Source organism: Actinomadura physcomitrii, assembly GCF_008923205.2.
GTDB lineage: Bacteria > Actinomycetota > Actinomycetes > Streptosporangiales > Streptosporangiaceae > Spirillospora > Spirillospora physcomitrii.
The window spans coordinates 40,437-61,479 of sequence record NZ_WBMS02000025.1 but is presented as its reverse complement, the minus strand read 5'-3'; the positions used below and the strand labels follow the sequence as shown (position 1 = coordinate 61,479).

The 21,043-nt window shown below is 73.2% G+C and carries 14 protein-coding genes and 1 pseudogene; 11 read left to right on the top strand and 4 right to left on the bottom strand.

The features are described 5' to 3' along the window. Positions 1-16 precede the first annotated feature (16 nt). Entirely contained in the window at positions 17-1,021 is a 1,005-nt protein-coding gene (locus tag F8568_RS28290; RefSeq protein WP_328601053.1) for a LacI family DNA-binding transcriptional regulator, read from the bottom strand. A 114-nt stretch (positions 1,022-1,135) separates the two neighbouring features. Here F8568_RS28290 and F8568_RS28285 point away from each other — a divergent pair, with 114 nt between their 5' ends. Next, positions 1,136-2,338 (top strand): MFS transporter, encoded by a 1,203-nt coding sequence (locus F8568_RS28285; RefSeq protein ID WP_151596736.1) that lies wholly within the window; start codon positions 1,136-1,138, stop codon positions 2,336-2,338. 23 nt (positions 2,339-2,361) lie between these two features. On the opposite strand, the gene F8568_RS28280 is transcribed toward F8568_RS28285, so the two are convergent. Further along, positions 2,362-4,065 (bottom strand): dolichyl-phosphate-mannose--protein mannosyltransferase, encoded by a 1,704-nt coding sequence (locus F8568_RS28280; protein WP_151596735.1) that lies wholly within the window; start codon positions 4,063-4,065, stop codon positions 2,362-2,364. A 76-nt stretch (positions 4,066-4,141) separates the two neighbouring features. Between F8568_RS28280 and rsmI the strand changes: the two genes are divergently transcribed. Then, entirely contained in the window at positions 4,142-4,981 is an 840-nt protein-coding gene (gene rsmI, locus F8568_RS28275; protein WP_151596797.1) for a 16S rRNA (cytidine(1402)-2'-O)-methyltransferase, read from the top strand. A 190-nt stretch (positions 4,982-5,171) separates the two neighbouring features. Further along, positions 5,172-5,471 (top strand): hypothetical protein, encoded by a 300-nt coding sequence (locus F8568_RS28270; RefSeq protein WP_151596734.1) that lies wholly within the window; start codon positions 5,172-5,174, stop codon positions 5,469-5,471. 24 nt (positions 5,472-5,495) lie between these two features. On the opposite strand, the gene F8568_RS28265 is transcribed toward F8568_RS28270, so the two are convergent. Next, the gene (locus F8568_RS28265; protein WP_328601052.1) at positions 5,496-7,352 is read right to left on the bottom strand and encodes a glycosyltransferase family protein; all 1,857 of its coding nucleotides are present in this window, start codon (positions 7,350-7,352) and stop codon (positions 5,496-5,498) included. Between the two features lie 312 nt (positions 7,353-7,664). Here F8568_RS28265 and F8568_RS28260 point away from each other — a divergent pair, with 312 nt between their 5' ends. Then, positions 7,665-8,978 carry a glycosyltransferase family 2 protein gene (locus F8568_RS28260; RefSeq protein ID WP_328601051.1) on the top strand — a complete coding sequence of 438 codons (1,314 nt, stop codon included), beginning with the start codon at positions 7,665-7,667 and terminating at the stop codon, positions 8,976-8,978. Between the two features lie 169 nt (positions 8,979-9,147). Then, a complete protein-coding gene (locus F8568_RS28255) occupies positions 9,148-10,932 on the top strand; it encodes a hypothetical protein (protein WP_151596733.1) in 1,785 nt (594 codons plus the stop codon). 11 nt (positions 10,933-10,943) lie between these two features. Here F8568_RS28255 and F8568_RS28250 read toward each other — a convergent pair whose 3' ends face one another. Then, on the bottom strand, positions 10,944-12,554 hold the full coding sequence (locus tag F8568_RS28250) for a glycosyltransferase family 39 protein (protein WP_151596732.1): 1,611 nt from the start codon (positions 12,552-12,554) through the stop codon (positions 10,944-10,946). 195 nt (positions 12,555-12,749) lie between these two features. Between F8568_RS28250 and metG the strand changes: the two genes are divergently transcribed. The 6 genes and pseudogenes from metG to F8568_RS28220 all read left to right on the top strand — a co-directional run bounded on the left by metG (position 12,750) and on the right by F8568_RS28220 (position 21,035). Next, positions 12,750-14,552: a methionine--tRNA ligase gene (metG, locus tag F8568_RS28245; RefSeq protein ID WP_151596731.1), complete on the top strand. Its 1,803-nt coding sequence runs from the start codon at positions 12,750-12,752 to the stop codon at positions 14,550-14,552. Beyond that, positions 14,549-15,379 (top strand): TatD family hydrolase, encoded by an 831-nt coding sequence (locus F8568_RS28240; protein ID WP_151596730.1) that lies wholly within the window; start codon positions 14,549-14,551, stop codon positions 15,377-15,379. Before metG ends, F8568_RS28240 begins: the two co-directional genes overlap by 4 nt. A 16-nt stretch (positions 15,380-15,395) precedes the next feature. Further along, a complete protein-coding gene (locus F8568_RS28235) occupies positions 15,396-17,069 on the top strand; it encodes an FAD-binding dehydrogenase (protein WP_151596729.1) in 1,674 nt (557 codons plus the stop codon). A gap of 950 nt (positions 17,070-18,019) precedes the next feature. Then, entirely contained in the window at positions 18,020-18,814 is a 795-nt protein-coding gene (locus tag F8568_RS28230; RefSeq protein WP_151596728.1) for a transglycosylase family protein, read from the top strand. An 18-nt stretch (positions 18,815-18,832) separates the two neighbouring features. Further along, positions 18,833-19,681: pseudogene (gene rsmA / locus F8568_RS28225) on the top strand (16S rRNA (adenine(1518)-N(6)/adenine(1519)-N(6))-dimethyltransferase RsmA); the annotation flags it as partial. A gap of 154 nt (positions 19,682-19,835) precedes the next feature. Continuing rightward, on the top strand, positions 19,836-21,035 hold the full coding sequence (locus F8568_RS28220; RefSeq protein ID WP_236009256.1) for a glycoside hydrolase family 26 protein: 1,200 nt from the start codon (positions 19,836-19,838) through the stop codon (positions 21,033-21,035). The last annotated feature ends 8 nt before the right edge of the window (positions 21,036-21,043 follow it).

The following is a 21,043-nucleotide window of genomic DNA, read 5'->3' as shown; positions in this document are numbered from 1 at the left end:
CACGGCGCGCCCAAGGTCACAGGAGCGCGCGCGGGGGCGCCGACGAGCCGCGCACCACGAGGCGGCCGGGCAGCACCCGGGGCGCCGGACGGCCCCCGTCCAGCAGATCCAGCAGCGCGGTCATGCCCTGCGCGCCCAGCTCCTCGGCGGGCAGCCGGACGGTCGTCAGCTCCGGCTCCAGCGCGGTCGCGAGCAGCACGTCGTCGAACCCGGTGACCGACACCTCGCCCGGCACGTCCAGCCCCAGCGCGCGCGCCGCCTTGTAGGCGCCCGCCGCGATCAGGTCGTCGTCGCAGACCAGCGCGGTCGGCGGGTCGGGACGGGCCAGCAGCCGCTGCGCCGCGTCCCGCGCCGAGGCGACGTCGATCGCGCACGCCGCGCGGGTGAGCACGCCGCCGGGCAGCGCCGCGACCTCGGCGGCGAGCACCTCGGTGCGGGCCCGGAACGTCCACTGGTCGACGCCCGCCGCGACGTGCCCGAACCGGCGGTGCCCGAGCCCGGCCAGGTGCGCGGCGATCGCGCGCATCCCGGCGGCCACCCCGAAGTCGACGGTCGGGACGTCGGCGTCCGGGCCGCTGTCGAGCAGCACGGCGGGCGTCCCGTGGAACCGCTCCAGCGCCGCCGCCGGCATCGACGACGCCAGCACCCCGTCGATCGCCTCGTGCGGTGCGGGGAACGGGCTCTCGGCCGGGCCGTCCGCGCCGTCCGGCCAGGTGGACACCACCACGCCGAACCCGTGCCGCGCCGCGACCCGGGCGGCGCCGGTGTAGACGGGGCCGAAGAACGGCGCGGTCAGCGTCGGGACCATCAGCAGGACGGTCCGGGTCGTGCCGAGCCGCAGGTTCCGCGCGGCCTGGTTCGGCCGGTAGCCGAGCCGCTCGGCGGCGGTCCGCACGCTGCGGGCGGTGGCGGGGGAGACGCGGCCGCTCCACTTGCCGCCCAGCACCAGCGACACCGTCGACTGCGAGACCCCGGCCTCCTGGGCGACGTCCTTACTGGTGGGGCGGCCTGCCACCGGCACGTGGGCCTCCCTCGGCGACGTCGGACACGGAAAACAGACTAGAGCCGGGCACCCGTGAAGTGGTACGTATGACCCACGGGGTAATACGTATGACGGCATGACGGGGGCACGGAGATGCGGGGCTACGTCGTCTTCCTGCGGCGGCCGCACGCGGCGCGGCTGCTCGGCGGGACGCTGTTCGGCCGGCTGCCCAACGGGATGGGCGCGCTCGCCGTCGTCCTGCACGTGCGCGCCGACGGCGGCGGCTACCCGCTCGCCGGCACCCTCGCCGCCGTCCTCGGCCTCGCGATGGCCGCCGGCCAGCCCGTCCTCGGCCGCGCCATGGACCGCTACGGCCAGCCCCGCGTCCTGCTGCCCGCCGCCTGCCTGGCCGCCGCCGGGTTCGCGCTGCTCGCCGCCGCCGGCGCCCGCCCGCTGCCCGTCGCGGTCGCCGCGGTGATCCTCGCCGGCTTCGCCACGCCGCCGCTGGAGGCCGGGCTCCGGGCGCTGTGGCCCGACGTCCTGGACGGTCCCGAGCAGGTCGACGCCGCCTACGCGCTCGACGCCGCCGCGCAGGAGATCCTGTTCTCCGTCGGGCCGCTCCTCGTCGTCGCCGCGGCCGCGATCAGCACCGAGACCGCGCTCGTCCTCACCGGCCTGGTCGGCATCGCCGGGACGCTCATCGTCGCGCTGTCCGGGCCGTCGCGCCGCTGGACGGGCGAGCCGCGCGCAGCCGACTGGGCCGGACCGCTGCGCTCGCCCGGCCTGCGCGTCCTGCTGGCCTCCCTCGCCTGCGCCGGGATCGCGCTCGGCGTGTACGCGGTCGCCGTCGTCGCCTACGCCGAGCGCCTCGACAGCGGCATCGCCTCCGGGCTGCTCCTCGCCTGCATGGCCGCCGGCGCCCTCGCCGGCGGCATCGTCTACGGCGCGCGGCCATGGGTCGGCGAGCCGCACCGGCGGCTGCCGTGGCTGCTCGCCGCGCTCGCCGCCGGGTACGTCCCGCTCGTCCTCGCGCCCGGCCTGGCCGCGATGTCGGCGCTGGCGTTCCTCAGCGGCGTGTTCCTCGCCCCGGTGCTGGCCTGCAGCTTCACCCTCGTCGACCGGCTCGCGCCGAGCGGCACCGTCACCGAGGCGTTCGCGTGGGTCGTCGCGGCGGTCGGCGCGGGCGGCGCCGCCGGCTCCGCGGTCGCCGGGTTCGGCGAGAAGCTCGCCGGGGTGCCGGGCGCGTTCGCCGGCGCCGGCATGGGCGGCGTCCTCGCCCTCGTCCTGTGCCTGCTCGGCGCCCGGACGCTGCGTCCCGCCGCCGCCCGGCCCGTCCCCGCCGAGGTCCTCTCCTGAGCCGCGTCCGCTCCCGGCGGACGCTAGATCCAGGACTTGAACCAGATCCGCGCGTGCCAGTCGTCGTAGGTCAGCGTCTGCGCCGCCAGGATCGGATAGAAGTACGCGAAGTTCGCCAGTACCACCAGCAGGAACGCGCCCGCCGCGGCGGCGCCGACGAGCCTCCGCACCCCGGGCGGCACGGGCGACGGCACCGACGCAGGCACCGGCGCAAGCCGCGCGCCGGTCGGCCCGTGCAGGTCGTCCGGGAACGCGTCGTCCTCCCCGTAGGCCTCCGGATCGGGTTCCGGGGGCCGTCCGGACGCCGCCGCATGGGCCCCCACCAGCCCGGACGCCGGTCCTATCAGATAGCCGAGCACCAGCACGATCGCCAGCACCATGAACGGGATCAGCGGCGTCGCGTAGAACAGGAACATCGTCCGGTCGCGGAACGCCGACGGGAACCAGGTCAGCCAGCCCGCGAGGAACCCCAGCACGATCGCGCCGGCCCGCCAGTCGCGCAGGATCAGCCAGATGAACAGCACCACGACCAGCGCCGCCAGCGCCCCCCACCACAGAGCGGGCGTGCCGATCCCGAGGATCTCCCGCGAGCACCGCGGCGCCCCGCACGTCTTCGGCTCGGTGTAGAAGAACGCCACCGGCCGCCGCAGGACCGGCCAGTCCCACGGCCACGACTGGTACGGGTGCTTGGCGTCCAGATTGTTGTGGAAGTTCAGCATCTGCCGGTGGTAGTCCCACAGGTCCGGCATCGCCTCGAACGGCCGCCACCACCAGTGGCTCGACGCGTGGCCGCGCCCCCACCCGCCCGGCTTGAAGATCCAGCCCGACCAGGTCGCCAGGTAGGACACCAGCGCCACCACCACGAGCTGGACGAACGCCGGAACCGCGTCCAGCAGCAGCGTCCCGGCGATCGGGTCCCGTACGCCCGCCGCGCGCCGCGCGCCGTAGTCCCAGAGCACCACCATCAGCCCGAACGCGGCGACGTAGAACACGCCCGTCCACTTGGTGGCGCACGCCAGGCCGAGGCAGACCCCCGCGCCCCAGCGCCACCCGTGCGCCAGGAACGGCCCGTACACCGACGTCGCGCCCGCCTCGATCTTGTCAGCGAGGACGCGCCGGGACCGGTCCCGGTCGTTCACCAGGCACGCGAACCCGGCCAGGATCCAGAACATCACGAAGACGTCCAGCAGCGCGGCGCGGCTCGTCACGAACTCCAGCCCGTCCAGCGCCAGCAGCAGCCCGGCCGCGCAGCCGAGCAGCGTCGACCCGGTCATCCGGCGGGCGACCCGGCACAGGATCAGCACCGACAGGGTGCCGGCCAGCGCGGGCACGAACCGCCACCCGAACGGCGTCGCGCCGAACGCCCACTCGCCCATCGCGATCATCCACTTGCCGAACGGCGGGTGCGCGACGAACGAGGGCCCCTGCCCCCAGATGCGCGCGTCCGGGTCGGCGATCAGCAGCTTGTCGGCGTTGTCGACGGTGTTGTGCTCCCAGCCGAACTTCAGCAGCGCCAGCGCGTCCTTGGCGTAGTAGGTCTCGTCGAAGACCACGGCCTTCGGCTGCCCGAGCCGGTAGAACCGCAGGAAGCCCGCGAACAGCGTCACCAGCAGCGGGCCGAGCCAGCCCGCCAGGGCGCCGCCCGGGACCGCGGGGGCGAGCCACTCGCGCATCGAGGGCGGCCGCCACCGGGACGCGCTCGCCGGAACCAGATCCGTCGTCGCCATCTGGCAATCGTAAAGCCGACTCCCGGCCGCCCGGCCCGGGCCTGTCGCACGGCGCGGCTGGGAGGATGGGACCGTGATGGGGACCTTGCTGCTGGCGGCGGCGCCGATCGGGCGGGCCGAGGACGCGTCGGTGCGGCTGCGCGACGCGCTGGCGGACGCGCCGGTGATCGCGGCCGAGGACACCCGGCGGCTGCGCCGGCTCGCCGCCGACCTCGGCGTGGAGCTGACCGCGCGCGTCGTGTCGTACTACGACCAGAACGAGCGGGCGCGCGCCGCCGAGCTGCTGGCGGACCTGCTCGCCGGGCGGGACGTGCTGGTGATCACCGACGCGGGGATGCCCGGCGTCTCCGACCCCGGATACCGGCTGGTGCGCGCGGCGGTGGAGCGGGACGTGCCGGTGTCGGTGCTGCCCGGGCCGTCCGCCGTCACCACCGCGCTGGTCGTGTCGGGGCTGCCGACGGACCGGTTCTGCTTCGAGGGCTTCCCGCCGCGCAAGAAGGGCGAGCAGGCGCGGCGGCTGGAGGCCCTCGCCGCCGAGCCCCGCACCCTGGTGTTCTTCGAGTCGCCGCGCCGGCTGGCGGACACGCTGCGCGCGATGGCGGCGGCGTTCGGCGCGGACCGTCCGGCCGCCGTCTGCCGGGAGCTGACCAAGACCTACGAGGAGGTCCGCCGCGGCGGCCTCGCCGAGCTGGCCGGATGGGCCGGGGAGCGGGAGGTGCGCGGCGAGATCACCCTGGTCGTCGGTGGAGCGCCGAAGCCCGCCGGGCTGTCCGAGCCGGCCGACCTGGTGGCCGCCGTCGCCGCTCGGGAGGCGGCCGGGACCCCGCGCAACCAGGCGATCCGGGAGATCGCGAAGGAGAACGGCGTGCCGCGCGGCACCGTCTACGACGCTGTCGTCGAGGCCAAGCGAGAGTGACCTCCGGCGGAACGATCCAACAGGGCGTTTCGGGGGAATAGGTCCCTCGGTGGCCCGCGCTGGACCACTATGGGACCGGCGGAGCCACCACCGAGTTGGGACCCCGCGGCTCAGGGCCCGGCGCGAGCCGGGAAGACGGCACGAGATGCCGCCGGTAGCGCGAGATGGCGTCACCGAGGGGGTGAGGGCCATGCAGGACGCATGGTCGAGCCGTGAGGCATGGGTCTACGAATGCCTGTGCTGCGAGACGACCTGGGACGAGGTGCTCGAGGTCCGTCATGTCGGCGACGGTCACGGTAACGAGGCCGTCATCTACCAGCGGAACGGCCAGCCGTGCACGACGCCGTGGACGGACCGCCTCTGCCCGAAGTGCCAGAGCCGGAACGTCAAGGCCTGGTCGGCGTCCCGCAAGGCGAACGAACTTCCGCCGGCCCGCGATGGGAACGACGTGGCGATGGTGTACCACCTCCGCCGCATCCACGCCTGGTGAGGCGGCGGCCGCGAGGAACGGCCGTCAGCCGGCGGTGACCTCCGGGACCTTCTGCCCGACGGGCTCGGACGGGACGTCCAGCTTCCCGGCCGGGCCCGGGCGGCCGCGCAGCCTCCGCCACCACCCGTCGAGCCGGTGCCGGACCTCCGGCGTGAACGCCATCCCGGCGGCGAGGGCCGCCAGCGGCACGGCCGGCAGCACGTACCGGTAGTCGAACTCGGCGGTCGCGGCGGGCGCGAGCAGCAGCCCGGTCGCCAGCGTCCACGGCAGCAGCGCCTCGCCGCCGAACCGCCGCCACAGCGCCACGATGCCGCCGAGCCCGAGCAGCAGCACGCCGCCGAGCATCGTCCCGCGCAGGTAGACCGCGTCCTGGTAGCCGCGCATGACGCCGGCGAACGGCTCGATCACCCGGGTGCGGGCGTCGCCGTGCTCGTACGCCCTGGCCTCCCCGGACGCCGTCGAGTCGGCGTCCATCCGCCAGTCGGGCAGCGCGTTGCTCTTCGTGCCGAACTCGTACTGCGAGTACGTCGCCTTGTCGGGGAAGACCGTCCGGTCCCAGCGGAACACGCGGAAGAAGTCGTGCGCGACGACCTTCAGGTAGTCGCCGGGCTGCGCGAGGATGGCGCGCTTGGCGAAGTCGTTGCTGGCCGCGTTGTTCTCAGGGCTGAACCGGGTCCCGGGGAAGCGGTTGAGCGGCGAGGCCGCGTTCCAGATGCCGTCCTGGGAGTTCGGCAGCCGGTTCGCCGGCTCGGTGCACAGCGGGTACTCGCTGACCGGGAGCCCGTGCATCTTGTGGCAGTCGGCGAACTTGTAGGCCCGCGCGTAGAGGAAGATCCCGTTGCTCTCCGTGATCGCGAACTTGCCGCTGTCCACCTTGTACCAGGTCATGTAGGACAGCACCGGCAGCGCGCACGCCGCCGCCGTGACCGCCATCGTCCGCCAGCCCATCCGCCGGACCAGCATGAACGCCAGCACGCCGAGCAGCACCGGCGCGCCGACCGACCGGGTCAGCCAGGAGAACCCGACGATCAGCCCGATCGCCAGCGCGATCTTCCAGGACGGGCGGTCGTGCCAGAGCAGCAGCGTCACCGCGCACATCACCAGGAAGGTGAACGTGGTGTCGGACAGGACGAGGTGCTCGAGCTGGATCTGGTAGGCGTCGAACAGCACCGGCACCGTGGCGAGCGAGGCGCCCCAGCCCGGCAGCCCGAACTTGCGGCGCAGCAGCGCGTAGATCATCACGCCCATGGCCAGGCCCATGAGGTGCTGGACGGCGGCGACCAGCGCGAAGCTGTGGAACGGCTTCAGCGCCCACAGCAGGAACGAGTAGCCGTCGGGCCGCAGCGGGTGCGGGTACAGCCCCATCGCGACGTGCAGGTAGTCGAAGCTGTCGTTGAAGAACATCGCCGGCTGGTAGCCGACCATCGCGACCACGCGCAGCAGCGCCGCTGTGGCAATGATCACACTGAAGATCGGGTGCCGGCGAGTCCGCGCCCACGTTCCGGTGGCGCGCGCACCGATCCAGACGGCGATCCGGCGGCCGAGCAGCCCTCTCGTAGGCGGATCCGGCGCGGCGGCGGTGGCGCCTCCGGCTTCGTCCTCGGCGGCCTCGCCGTGCCCGCGGCCGTCCCCGGTGTCGCCGCCGGACGGCGCGCCGTCCTTCATGTCTGCTTTCGCGGTGCCATTTCCGGCGTCGCCGGAGGGCGTCTCCGCGGCCGCCGCGGAACCGTTCTCGTGTTCCGGTCCGCCGGGCGTGTCGCGGGCCGTTCCCGGCCCCTTCCCGGCGGCCTCGATATCCGCCGTGACCTCGGTGGACTCCGCCGCGCCCGCGTCCGCCGCGGCCCCCTTCAGCTCGGCACCGCGCGGCGATTCGACGGCCACTTCGGCACCTCCCCTCCGCCGCTTCGATCTCGGACCCGTGGCACTGCGCTCTGCACCGCGTGTCACAGTCGACCCACCCTTTCCGGGCCGCCATACCCGTATGCTTGACGTCCTAGCCTGCCGCCGGGTTCGCGGCGGAGAGGGTTTTTCGGTTGCAAGTAGGCAACACGATACGGGTGCTCTTATGGAGAGCGGCCACCATCACCGGTCTACGGCAGGCATGATGAACGACGACGGGCCGCCGGGCGGATAACACCATGACAGCAGACAACCGCCCCGCCAACGGTCACCAGGGGTAACAAAGGAGATCGCGTGGAACTCTCCGTAGTGATGCCATGCCTGAACGAGGCCGAGACGGTCGAGACCTGTGTCCGCAAGACGATCGGCTTCTTCGAGGACAGCGGTATCGACGGCGAGGTCGTCATCGCCGACAACGGCAGCACCGACGGCAGCCAGCAGCTGGCCCGGGACGCGGGGGCGCGCGTCGTGCCGGTGGTCGACAAGGGCTACGGCAACGCGCTCATGGGCGGCATCCGGGCCGCGCGCGGCAAGTACGTGGCGATGGGCGACGCCGACGACTCCTACGACTTCACCACCCTCGGCCCGTTCCTGGACGAGCTGCGCGACGGCGCCGACCTCGTCATGGGCAACCGGTTCAAGGGCGGCATCGCGCCCGGCGCCATGCCCCCGCTGCACCGCTACCTCGGCAACCCGGTGCTCAGCTTCGTCGGCCGACTGTTCTTCGGCAGCAAGATCGGCGACTTCCACTGCGGGCTGCGCGCGTTCGACCGGGACGCGATCCTGCGGCTCGGCCTGCAGACCGGCGGCATGGAGTTCGCCAGCGAGATGGTCGTCAAGGCGACCCTGCAGAAGTACGACATCCGCGAGGTCCCGACGACGCTGTCGCCGGACGGCCGGTCCCGCGCCCCGCACCTGAACACCTGGCGGGACGGCTGGCGGCACCTGCGGTTCCTCATGCTGTACAGCCCGCGCTGGCTGTTCCTGATCCCCGGCCTGGTCTTCATGACCCTCGGCCTGCTCGCCGGCGTCGCGATCTCCACCGGGCCGGTGCGGATCGGCGCGATCGCCTTCGACGTCGACACCCTCGTCGGCGCGTCCGCCGCGATGGTGATCGGCTTCCAGGCGGTGCTGTTCGCGCTGCTCACCAAGGTGTACGCGATGCAGGAGGGGTTCCTGCCGCACGACCGCCGGGTGCAGAGGCTCATCGACTGGTGGAGCCTGGAGCGCGGACTGCTGACCGGCGGGCTGCTGGCCATCGCCGGCCTCGCCGGCCTCATCGCCTCGCTGCTGCACTGGCGCGGGCACAGCTTCGGCGAACTGGACCCGCGCGACTCGCTGCGCATCGTCGTCCCGTCCGCGACCGCGCTGGTCATGAGCTTCCAGGTGATGTTCGCGTCGCTGTTCGTCAGCATCCTCGGCATCCGCCGCCGCCAGCACCCGCCGCTCACCGACGCCGCCGAGGAGGCCGCCGGAGTGGTGGACGCCGCCGCGCACAAGGTCGCGGGCGAGCGCCGGACCGCGCCCGCCGGGGCGGACGCGGAGGCGGCCGAGACCGGCGAGCGCGCCGAGGTGGCCGAGACCGCCGGGACGTCGGACGAGCGCTGACCGCGGGCCGGGCTCCCCGCGTCCCGGCCCCGTGACGGAGCGTGCCCGAAGCCGAGAACTTGCTGAGCGTTTCCCGGCCCGCTACGCCGCCCCGCCCGGCGCTGTGACACGCTGAAACGAACATGGATCTTCGTTCCCTGACCGCGCGCGGCCGGCGGATCGGGCGGCCGTGAGCACCGAGGCCGCGCCGCCGGTCCTTTCCCGTCCGCCCTCCGCGGCCTCGCCCGGCAGGGACGTCCCGCCGTCGGCGCGGCGGCGCCGCTGGGTGCTGCTGTTCGTGCTCGGCTGGGCGATGCAGGTCGCGGTGCGGCTGTGGCTGGCGTCCGGGCAGACGATGCCGGTGGCGACGCCCGACGAGTCGGGGTACCTGTTCGCCGCGCGGGTCCTGACCGGCGGCCCCGGCGCCGACATGTCGTACGGGACGGTGTACCGCGGCGGCTACCCGCTGCTGCTGGCGCCGGTGCTGTGGATCGCGCACGACCCGGTGAGCGTCTACCGGGGCGCGCTGGTCGTGAACGCCCTGATCAGCGCGCTGATGATGCCGCTGGCCTACCTGACGCTGCGGGCGCTGCACGTGCGCCGGCGCTGGGCGTACCTGTTCGCGCACGTCACCGCGCTGCTGCCGGGCGTGCTGTTCTTCTCCGAGTTCGCGCTGACGGACGCGGTCCTGCCGGTGGTCGTGGTGGGCTGGCTGCTGCTCGTCCACGCGTGGCTGCACGCCGGCCGCGCGCGCGCCGGGGAGATGCGGCGGGTGACGCTGTACGGGGCGGGCGCGTCGCTGCTGGTCGCGTTCGCCTACACCTCGCACACGCGCGGGACGATCCTGCTGGGCGTCCACGCCGTCCTGCTGGCGGCCGCACTGGTGCTGCGGTGGCGGTCCTGGCGCGGCGTCGCGGTGTCGGCGTTCGCGCTCGCCGCGGCGGCCGGCGCGGGGACGCTGCTGAACCGCTCGTTGCTGCCGCTCATGTACCCATCGGGAGACAACAACCTGAGCGGGAACCTCGTCCGCCGCGTCACCACGCAGGACGGCTGGGCCTGGATGCTGTCGCTCGGCACCGGCCAGGTCTGGTACCAGGCCGTCGCGACGGGCGGGATCGCGGCGATCGGCCTCATCACGGTCGCTTTCGTCGCCGTCCGGCGCGGCACGCCGCCGCGGCAGCGGACGCTGGCGCTCGGCGTCCTGGCGATCGTGGCGGGCATCGCGTTCGCGACGTCCGCGGCGCTCCCGGACGAGTACCGCATTGGCAACTACGTGTACGGCCGCTACCTGGCGTGCATCACCCCGGTCCTGTTCATGGTGGGGGTCGCGGTGCTGCTGCGGGCGGCGCGGCGGACCCTGGCGCTGGTGGCTGCGTCTGCCGCCGTCCTGACCGTCCTCGCGGCGTGCGTGGTCGAGTGGTACGCCGGCGACCGGCTGACCAAGTACACGTTCACGTCGTACGACTTCCCGGAGACGTCCTTCCTGACCTGGGACTGGAAGTCGTTCGAGCTGTGGCACGCCACCGCCGCCGGGTTCGTCCTCCTCGGCCTCGCCGTGGCCGCGGTGCTGCTGCGCCGGCACGGCCCCGCGCTGCTCGCCGGGCTCCTCGCGGCGGTGGTGCTCGCGATGTCGGTCACCGCCACCGACCGGATCGCCCACCCGCTGGTCGCCGCCGAGACCGCGCACACCGACCTGCGGGAGGTCCCCGGCCTGCGTGACGCCCGGTCCGTCGCGATCGACTGGAACGTCCCGTGGACGATCCGCCTGGGCCAGTACTACTGGGCCTGGTGGAGCGACGGCAGCGTCTTCAACGCCCAGACCACACCGGCGCCCCGCAACGCGGACATGGTCATCATGTGGTGGCCCAGGAACGTCCCGGCGGAGCGGTCCTGGCCGCACGGCGCGCCTGCGGGCTGGAAGGTCGTCGACAGCCGCCGCACCGTCGAGGGCGACTGGGTCGCCTGGACCCGCTGAGCGCGCGCCGGTCAGCCGGTGGCGCCGGGCGGCGGGTTCCACAGCTGCAGGACGCCGTCTGACGACCGCCACATCAGCCGCCAGCCCTTCGCCGGGTCCGGCCGCCAGCCGCCCGCGATCTGCGACTCCTGGCCGCGCCAGTGCGTGTACAGCATCGGGCCCTTGAGGGCGTCGAGCGGAAGCTGCGGCACGTAGTGCGGGAAGTCGCGGATCTCGCCGTGCCAGATCGGCTTGCCCCACATGTCCCGCGTGTAGAACGTCAGGGTCTGCGCGAGGCGCCGGTCCGCGCAGATCAGCTTCGTGTCCTGGTGCTTGCCGAGGTAGATCCGCAGCTGGTTCCAGGCCTTGTCGCGCGGCAGTTCCGGGACGGCCGTCACGGCGGCCCACACGTACGCGCCGCCGAGCACCACCGCCACGGCCGGGACGGCGATGGTCCGCAGCCGCAGCCGCGCGACCAGGCCGTCCGGGATCATCCTGAACATCAGGATCAGCGACCCGAACCCGCCGGCCAGCAGCGCGGGCAGCACCCCGAACCAGTACCGCTGCAGCCAGGCGCGCAGCGAGATGCTGTGCGGGTCGAGCACCCCGGAGAAGATCGTCAGCGGGACGGCGAGGGTGAAGAACCACACCAGCACCAGCGCGAGCCGCCGGTCGCGGGTGACCGCGAACCCGACGATCGTGAGGACGAGCGCCGCGACGAAGATCGTGCCGAGCGGGTTCCAGTCGTGCATCGCGCGCAGGAACGAGCGGGCCGCGAGCCCCCGCGTCACGTAGTCGCGGGACTCGCCGCCGTGCTCGGCCGCCGAGATCAGCCCGGCGAGCGGGTTGCCCCACACGATCTGGTTGTGGACGAAGTTGAACGCCAGCACGAGCGCCATCGGCGCGCCGACCGTGACGTTGCGCCGCCACGGGATCCGCAGCAGCGCCAGGTAGGCGGGGATCGCCAGGAACAGGAACGCCAGGAACTCCCGGACGAGGAACGAGCAGCCGAGCAGGAGCCCCGCCGCCAGCAGGAATTTCGTCTGGACGCGCCCCTCCCGGCGGCTCGCCACCACCAGCGCCGCCATCCCGATCGCGAACAGCCCGGCGCCCGGCATGTCGGGCAGCATCACCCCGGTCGACCAGGTGATCTCGTGGCCGAACGGGTTGGTCATCGTGAAGAACGGGTGGACCAGCAGGATCCCGGCCGACAGCAGCCCTGCGACGTCCCCGAACAGCGCCCGCACCACCAGGTACGTGCCGACGAAGAAGGCGATGCCGCCGAGCGCGGCGATCACGAAGTAGGCGGCCTGGCCGGGGCCGAGGACGTCCTGGACGAGCCGCGCGGGCAGCACCAGCCCGATCCGCGTCACCTGGTGCGGGACCTCGTCGAACGGGAAGACGCCGAGCGGGATGTCGGGCCAGTCGCGGGCCGCGAGCCACACGTAGTAAGGGTCGAAGTAGAGCGGAGGGGTCATCAGCACCCACTGCGCCGTGACGGCGCAGACCCCGACGAGCAGGGCCAGCCACCACACGCGGCGGCTGCGGCGGATCCGGGCGATCAGCCGCCGGGGCGCGCCGTCCGCCCGCCCGGTGGTCGTTTCCTGCGTGACGGCCGGCTGGTCGGCCGTGGTCTGCGGCATGGCTGGCTTCTGCCCCCGGCTGGACGACGAGCTGGACTGCGCTTGGCGCCGGACCAGGCTACTCGCGTGCCGGACCCGTCGTAGTCGGCCGTGCCGGATCTTCCAGGAACCTTCCAGCCGGCGTCCATCCGGGAGTTATCCACAGGAGGCGATATTGGTGCGGCCCACGGGGGCCGCGCGACTACCCTTGATTCCATGTCCTCGTCAAGCCGACACATCCTGACCGCGCCCGCCTGGCCGTACGCCAACGGGCCCCGTCACATCGGGCACGTCTCCGGTTTCGCGCTGCCCGCCGACATGTTCAGCCGCTACCAGCGGATGGCGGGCAACAAGGTCCTGATGGTCAGCGGCACCGACGAGCACGGCACGCCGATCCAGGTGCAGGCCGACAAGGAGGGCCTGACCGCCCGCGAGCTGGCCGACCGCTACAACCGCGTGATCGCCGAGGACCTGCACGGCCTCGGCATGACCTACGACCTGTTCACCCGGACGACGACGCTGAACCACTACGCGATCGTCCAGGAGGTCTTCAAGGGCCTGTACGACAACGGCTACATCTTCCCGACCAAGACGATGGGCGCGATCTCGCCGTCCACCGGACGGACGCTGCCGGACCGCTACATCGAGGGCACCTGCCCGATCTGCGGGTACGACGGCGCGCGCGGCGACCAGTGCGACAACTGCGGCAACCAGCTCGACCCGATCGACCTGATCAACCCGGTGTCGCGGATCAACGGCGAGACGCCGAAGTTCGTGGAGACCGAGCACTTCATGCTCGACCTGCCGGCCTTCACCGAGGTGCTCGGCCGCTACCTGCGCGGCAAGCAGAACGGGGCGCTGGCGTGGCGGCCGAACGTGCTGAAGTTCGCGCTGAACCTGCTGGACGACATCCAGCCGCGGGCGATCAGCCGCGACCTCGACTGGGGCGTGCCGATCCCGCTGGACGGCTGGCGCGACAACCCGGCGAAGAAGCTGTACGTCTGGTTCGACGCGGTCGTCGGCTACTTCTCGGCGTCCGTGGAGTGGGCGAGGCGGTCCGGCGACCCGGAGGCCTGGCGCGCCTGGTGGCAGGACCCGGACGCGCTGTCCTACTACTTCATGGGCAAGGACAACATCGTCTTCCACGCCGAGATCTGGCCGGCGATGCTGCTCGGCTACAGCGGCCGGGGCGACAAGGGCGGCAAGCCCGGCTCGATGGGCGCGCTGAACACCCCGACCGAGGTCGTGTCGTCGGAGTTCCTGACGATGGAGGGCCGCAAGTTCTCCTCGTCCCGCAACGTCGTCATCTACGTCAAGGACTTCCTCGAGCGCTACGACGTCGACGCGCTGCGCTACTACGTCGCCGTCGCCGGCCCGGAGAACAACGACACCGACTTCACCTGGTCGGAGTTCGTCCGCCGCAACAACGACGAGCTGGTCGCCGCGTGGGGCAACCTCGTCAACCGCTCGGTGAACATGGCCGCGAAGAACTTCGGCGCGATCCCCGAGCCCGGCGACCTCACCGACGCCGACCGCGCGCTGATGGAGCGCAGCCGCAGCGGGTTCGCGGCGGTCGGCGCCGAGCTCGAGCGGTCCCGGTTCAAGAACGCGATCACCGAGGCGCTCGACGTCGTCCGGGACGCCAACCGGTACCTGTCCGACCAGGCGCCCTGGAAGCTGAAGGACGACCCGGCCCGCGTCCAGTCGATCCTGCACACCGCGCTGCAGGTCGTCGACGACGCCAAGACGCTGCTGACCCCGTTCCTGCCGAACTCCTCGCAGAAGGTGTACGAGCTGCTCGGCGGCGAGGGCGTGTGGAGCGGCATGCCGCGGCTGGAGACGGTCTCGGAGGAGGGCGGCCCCGACTACACCGTCCTCACCGGCGACTACGACACCGCGGCGCGCTGGGAGTCGACGCCGATCAAGCCCGGCGTCCCGCTGGCGAAGCCGACGCCGCTGTTCAAGAAGCTCGACACGTCCGTGGTGGACGAGGAGCTCGCCCGGCTGGAGGCCGAGTGAGCCCGGCGGACGACCGGGGCGGCGAGGTCGCCCGGCCGTTCCCGCCGCTGCCCGAACGCCTCCCGGCCGAGGTGTTCGACAGCCACTGCCACCTCGACATCGTCGACACGCCGGTCAGCGAGCAGCTGCACTCGGCGAAGGCGGCCGGCGTCACCCGGATCGTCACGATCGGCTGCGACCTGCCGTCGTCGCGGTTCGCGGTCGACGCCACCGTCGAGTTCGACGACGTGTACGCGGGCGTGGCGATCCACCCGAACGAGACCACCGGCATCTCCGGCGACGTCCTGCACGACATCGAGGCGATGGCCGCGCACCCGAAGGTGCGGGCGATCGGCGAGACGGGCCTGGACTACTACCGCGACTGGGCGCCGAGGACCGACCAGCACGCCTCGTTCCGCGCGCACATCGCGATCGCCAAGCGCACCGGCAAGGCCCTCGTGATCCACGACCGCGAGGCCCACGACGACGTCCTGGCGATCCTCCGCGAGGAGGGCGCGCCCGAGAAGGTGGTGTTCCACTGCTTCTCCGGCGACGCCGCCATGGCGAAGCTCTGCGCCGACCGCGGCTACGTGATGAGCTTCGCCGGGAACGTCACGTTCAAGAACGCCGAGCCGCTGCGCGAGGCGCTGCGCGTCGCGCCCCTCGACCTCGTCCTCGTCGAGACCGACGCGCCGTTCCTCACCCCCGTCCCGAACCGCGGCAAGCCGAACGCCTCGTACCTGATCCCGCACACCGTCCGGGCGATGGCGGAGGTCAAGAACGTCGACCTGGCCGACCTCTGTACCGCGATCGCCGCCAACGGCGAACGCATTTTCGGCCCATGGTGACCCCGCGGTAGCCGGGATGGACGCGGACGCCATCGTCGTCGGCGCGGGGCTCGCCGGGCTGGTCGCCGCGCACGAGCTGACGGCGCGCGGCCGCCGGGTCGCGCTCGTGGAGCAGGAGAACGCCGCGAACCTCGGCGGGCAGGCGTACTGGTCGCTCGGCGGGCTGTTCCTGGTCGACACCCCGGAGCAGCGGCGGCTCCGCGTCCGCGACTCCTTCGAGCTGGCCTGGAACGACTGGCAGGGCAGCGCCCGGTTCGACCGCCTCGACGACGAGGACGCCTGGGCCGCCCGGTGGGCCCGCGCCTATGTGGAGTTCGCCGCCGGGGAGAAGCGGGCCTGGCTGGCGTCCCACGGCGTCCGCCTGACCCCGGTGGTGGGCTGGGCCGAGCGCGGCGACCTGCGCGCCGACGGCCACGGCAACTCGGTGCCGCGCTTCCACATCGCCTGGGGGACCGGCACCGGCGTCGTCGCGCCGTTCGTCCGCAGCGCCCGCCGCGCTGCCGACGAGGGCCTTCTCACCTTCCACCATCGCCACCGCGTCGATGGCCTGACTCTCACCAACGGGGCCGTGACCGGAGTGCACGGCACCGTCCTCGCCGCCGACGACGCACCCCGCGGCGTCGCGTCCAACCGCGAGCGGACGGGGACGTTCGAGCTGTCGGCGCAGGCGGTGATCGTCACCAGCGGCGGGATCGGCGGGAACCACGAGATGGTCCGCCGGTACTGGCCGGACCGCCTCGGCACCCCGCCCGCCCGCATGATCACCGGCGTGCCCGCCTACGTGGACGGCCGGATGCTCGACATCAGCGCCGCCGCCGGGGTCCGCCTCGTCAACCGCGACCGGATGTGGCACTACACCGAGGGCGTCCGCAACTGGGACCCGATCTGGCCCGGCCACGCGATCAGGATCCTGCCGGGCCCGTCCGCCATGTGGTTCGACGCCCTGGGACGGCGCCTCCCCGTGCCCTGCCTCCCCGGCCACGACACCCTCGCGACCCTCGAGCACCTCCGCACCACCCCGGACATCGCCGCCTACGACCACTCCTGGTTCGTCCTCACCCAGAAGATCATCGAGCGGGAGTTCGCGCTGTCGGGCTCGGAGCAGAACCCCGACATCACCAGCGGCGACCGCAGGAGGGTGCTGCGCGAACGCGTCCTGTCCAAGGGCGCGCCCGCCCCGGTCGAGGCGTTCAAGCGCCACGGCGCCGACTTCACCGTCGCCCGCACCCTCGACGACCTCGTCGCCGGCATGAACGCCCTCACCGACGAGCCGCTCCTGGACGCCGCGCTCCTGCGCCGCCAGATAGAGGCCCGCGACCTGCAGATCGCCAACCCCTTCACCAAGGACGCCCAGATCCAGGACATCCGGAACTCCCGCCGCTTCCTCGGCGACCGGCTCAGCCGCACCGCCGCCCCCCACCGCCTCCTCGACCCGTCCGTCGGCCCGCTGATCGGCGTGAAGCTGCACGTCCTCACCCGCAAGACGCTGGGCGGCATCCAGACCGACCTGGACTCCCGCGCCCTCGCCCTGGACGGCCGCCCTGTGGACGGCCTGTACGCGGCCGGCGAGGTCGCCGGATTCGGCGGCGGAGGCGTCCACGGCTACAACGCCCTGGAGGGCACCTTCCTGGGCGGCTGCCTCTTCTCCGCGAGAGCCGCCGGCCAATCCGCCGCCCAAGCAACCGCCTAGACCCCCGAAACCCCAAGCCCGGCCGCGCCGCACGAAAGCCCCGCACACGCGCACAAGGACGCCGAGCAGCCAGCCCCACGACCAGGGCGCCCGCCGCGCAAGAGCCCCACGCACCGCAGGAAGACGCAATGCGGACAGGGCCTTGACCGGAGCGGCCGCCGCGCCGCGCGGAAGCGCCGAACGGACAGCGCACGCCCGGAGCGGCCGCGGCGACGCGTGGAAGCCCCACGCGCGGGCGGGAAGGCGCCGAGCGGACAGGCCTACGACCGGAGCGGCCGCGGCGGCGGGCGGAAGGAAGCGGCACGCACGGGGTGGAAGGCGCCGAGCGGAGACAGGGCACGAGGGGAGCGGGCGCGGTGACATAGGGGGCGTGAGCACCACGCGGGGGCGGAAAGGCGATCGTCCGTAGGCTGAGGATGCGGGTGCCGGGACGTTGCGATCGCGTGCGAAGCCGGATTCGAGCGAAGCAAGGATCCGATCGCGCAGCGAGCCGCTAGGCGAGTCGGAGCGATGCAGCGATCGCCGCAGCGCCCGTTGAAGGGAGGGCCCCCAGTCCCGACCGCCGAGGGCGATGCAATGGACACAGCGATCGCCGCTTTGCTCGTTGAAGGAAGGCGCTCCAGCGCCTGACGCCGAGAACAAAGCAATAAGGACGGTGCGGACGGCCGGGCTCTGGCCGTCCGCACCGGCCCCCTGGCCTCTTCGCGGGCTTCCGCGCCCTGGACACCCGCGTTCGGCGTGGGCTCCCTTCTGGTCGAGACGGACTCTCGATTACTTAATGTAGTCAGATAGTGACTCTATGAGTATGGCCGTTCGGGTTCGCTTCTTCTTACCCGCGGGGGCGGCGGGACCCGTGTGGGCGTTGAGGTGGCGGGGGAGGGCCCTTCCGCTCTAGTGTCTGGCCGTTGAACGGGCGCCCCCAGGCCCGTTCGGCTCCCCCTGGAGGAACGGTGCGTCGAGCCCCCGCGAGTTCTGCCGTCCTGGTCGCGACGGTCCTGCTGGCGTCGGCGTGCGGAGGCGGCGGATCGCCGAAGCCGCAGGCGACGGTGCGCGCGGCGGACGCGCCGAAGGCGTCCGCGCCGGCGCCGCGCAAGGTCGTCATCGTCGTGGACAAGAAGACGACGACGACGATGACGACGGGGACGACCGTGCAGCAGGTGCTGGACCAGGTGGGGGTGAAGCTCGGCCGCTACGACCTGGTGAAGCCGGCGCGCGAGCAGCCCGCCGGGGAGTTGATCAAGGTGCTGCGGCTGCTGTCGAAGCCGGTGACGAAGACGGTCCGGGTGCCGGCGCCGACGATCGAGAAGAAGAGCTCGTCGGTGCCGCCGTGGTCGCGGAAGGAGTTGCGCAAGGGCAAGGCCGGCGTCAAGGTCGTGCAGATGGCGTACGTCCGGCGCAAGGGCAAGAAGGTGAAGGCGGTCATCGCGCAGAAGGTGAAGCGCAAGCCGGTGGCGCGGATCGTGGCGGTGGGGCCGAAGTCGGCGGGCACGGGCGCGGCGGCGAAGCTGAACTGGGCGGGGCTGGCGAACTGCGAGTCGCACGGCAACCCCAAGGCCGTGAACCCGTCCGGGTACTACGGGCTGTACCAGTTCTCGCTGTCGTCGTGGGCGTCGGTCGGCGGGACGGGCAGGCCGTCGGACGCGAGCGCGGGGGAGCAGACGTACCGCGCGCAGCTGCTCTACAACCGGGTGAACGGGCGCTGGCAGGGGCAGTGGCCGGTATGCGGGAAGTTCCTGTTCTCCTGACCTGCCACACTTGTTCTCATGGGGGAGAGACGGGGGCTGCTCGGGCCGGCGGACGTGCGGGAGCTGGCGGCGCGGCTCGGCATCAGGCCGACCAAGACGCTCGGGCAGAACTTCGTCATCGACGCCAACACCGTCCGGCGGATCGTGCGGGCCGCGGGCCTCGGGCCGGACGACGTGGTCATCGAGGTCGGGCCGGGGCTGGGGTCGCTGACGCTGGCGCTGCTGCCGGAGGCGCGGCGGGTGGTCGCGGTGGAGATCGACCCGGTGCTGGCGGCGGAGCTGCCGGCGACGGCGGCGGCGCGGGAGCCGGAGCTGGCGGGCCGGCTGGAGGTCGTGCGCGCCGACGCGATGAAGATCACACGGGTGCCGGGGCCGGCGCCGACGGCGCTGGTGGCGAACCTGCCCTACAACGTGGCGGTGCCGGTCGTCCTGCATCTGCTGGACGTGCTGCCGTCGCTGCGGTCGGCGCTGGTGATGGTGCAGGCGGAGGTCGCCGACCGGATGGTGGCCGCGCCGGGAAGCAAGATCTACGGGGTGCCGTCGGTGAAGCTCGCCTGGTACGGGGAGGCGCGCCGGGCCGGTCCGGTCGGCCGGGCGGTGTTCTGGCCGGTGCCGAACGTCGACTCCGGGCTGGTCGCCTTCACGCGGCGGGAGCCGCCGGCGGCCGCCGCGTCCCGCGAGCGGGTGTTCGCCGTGGTGGACGCGGCGTTCGCGCAGCGTCGCAAGACGCTGCGGGCGGCGCTGGCGGGCTGGGCCGGGTCGGCGGCGGAGGCGGAGCGTGCGCTGCGCGCCGCGGGAGTCGATCCGCGCGCGCGGGGCGAAGCTCTGGACGTGGCCGCCTTCGCCCGTATTGCCGAGTATGGTCCTTCCAGCGAGGGGGACGGCGCTCCCAGCGCCCCGGCGGCTGCGGCCGGGGGCACGGCGGACCCCGGCGCGGCGGGCTCCCCCGGGACGGACGCCCGCGCGAGCGGCTCCGGCGGAACTCACGCCGGGGCGATGGACACGGAAGAGTCGGAGGGCAATGGTGAAGGCGCGTTCGCGGACGGCGCGGGCGGGGACCGGGCGGGCCCGGACGGCGCGCGCCTTCCGGCCCGGCGGGGCGCGGGCGGCGCGGGTGCCGCTGGCGGCGACGGCGCTGGTGGCGGCGGGGGGACTGGTCGCGACGGTGGCGGCGGGCTGCAGTGACGGCGCGGGCGCGGCACCGAAGATAACGACGACGGCGCGGGCGGGCATCGCCCCGACCCCGCCGCAGCAGGGCGCCTACTTCGGCGCGTGGGTGCCGCCGCCGGTGGGCGGCGCGGCGACCAGGTCCCCATCGGCGACGGCCTCGCCCGGCACCGCGTCCGCCGGCCCGTCGGGCACCGCCTCGGGCTCGGCGTCGCCCGGCCCGGCCGGGAAGGACGCCGACAAGCCGGGCATGGCGCCCGTCTCCGCGTTCGAGCGGGACATGGGGCGGCAGCTGGACATCGTGCAGAGCTACCGGGGCTGGAAGTCGGAGTTCCCGACCGGGCTGGACACCTCCGTCGTCGGCAGCAACCGCTACCTGCTGCTGACCTGGGCGGGCGCCGACACCAAGGAGATCGTCCAGGGCAAGTACGACGCGCTGATCCGCGCCCGCGCGAAGGCGATCAAGGCGACCGGCAAGCCGGTGTTCCTGCGCTGGTCCCGCGACATGGACCGGGCGTCCCTGAAGGACCGGGTGCACTCGCCGGCCGACTTCATCGCCGCGTGGAAGCACCTGCGGCAGATCTTCACCGCGGAGAAGGTCGACAACGTCGCCTGGGTGTGGTGTCCGAGCGCGCGCGGGTTCGGCGCGCCCAACGCGGGCGCCTTCTACCCGGGCGACGACCAGGTCGACTGGATCTGCGCGGACGCGCCGCCCGGCGCCGACTACGAGTACCGGGACCTGTCGGAGACGCTGAAGCTGTTCATGCAGTGGGCCCGGGGCCGGCACAAGCCCATCATGATCGCCGAGTTCGGGGTGCCGAAGGCCTACGGGCAGCGGCGCGCCGAGTGGCTGCGCGCCGCCACCAGGACGCTGGAGGACCCGCAGGTCAAGGCGGTCGTCTACTTCGACTCCGACGAGCAGGCCGAGGACGCGCGGGACAAGCGGCGCGCGTACTCGGTGACGGGCGACACGCGCGCGGTGTCGGCGCTGCGGGAGCTGGCGACGGCGCCGTACTTCAACCCCCGCAACCTCCCCGTGACGAGCGGGGGCTGATCTCTCCC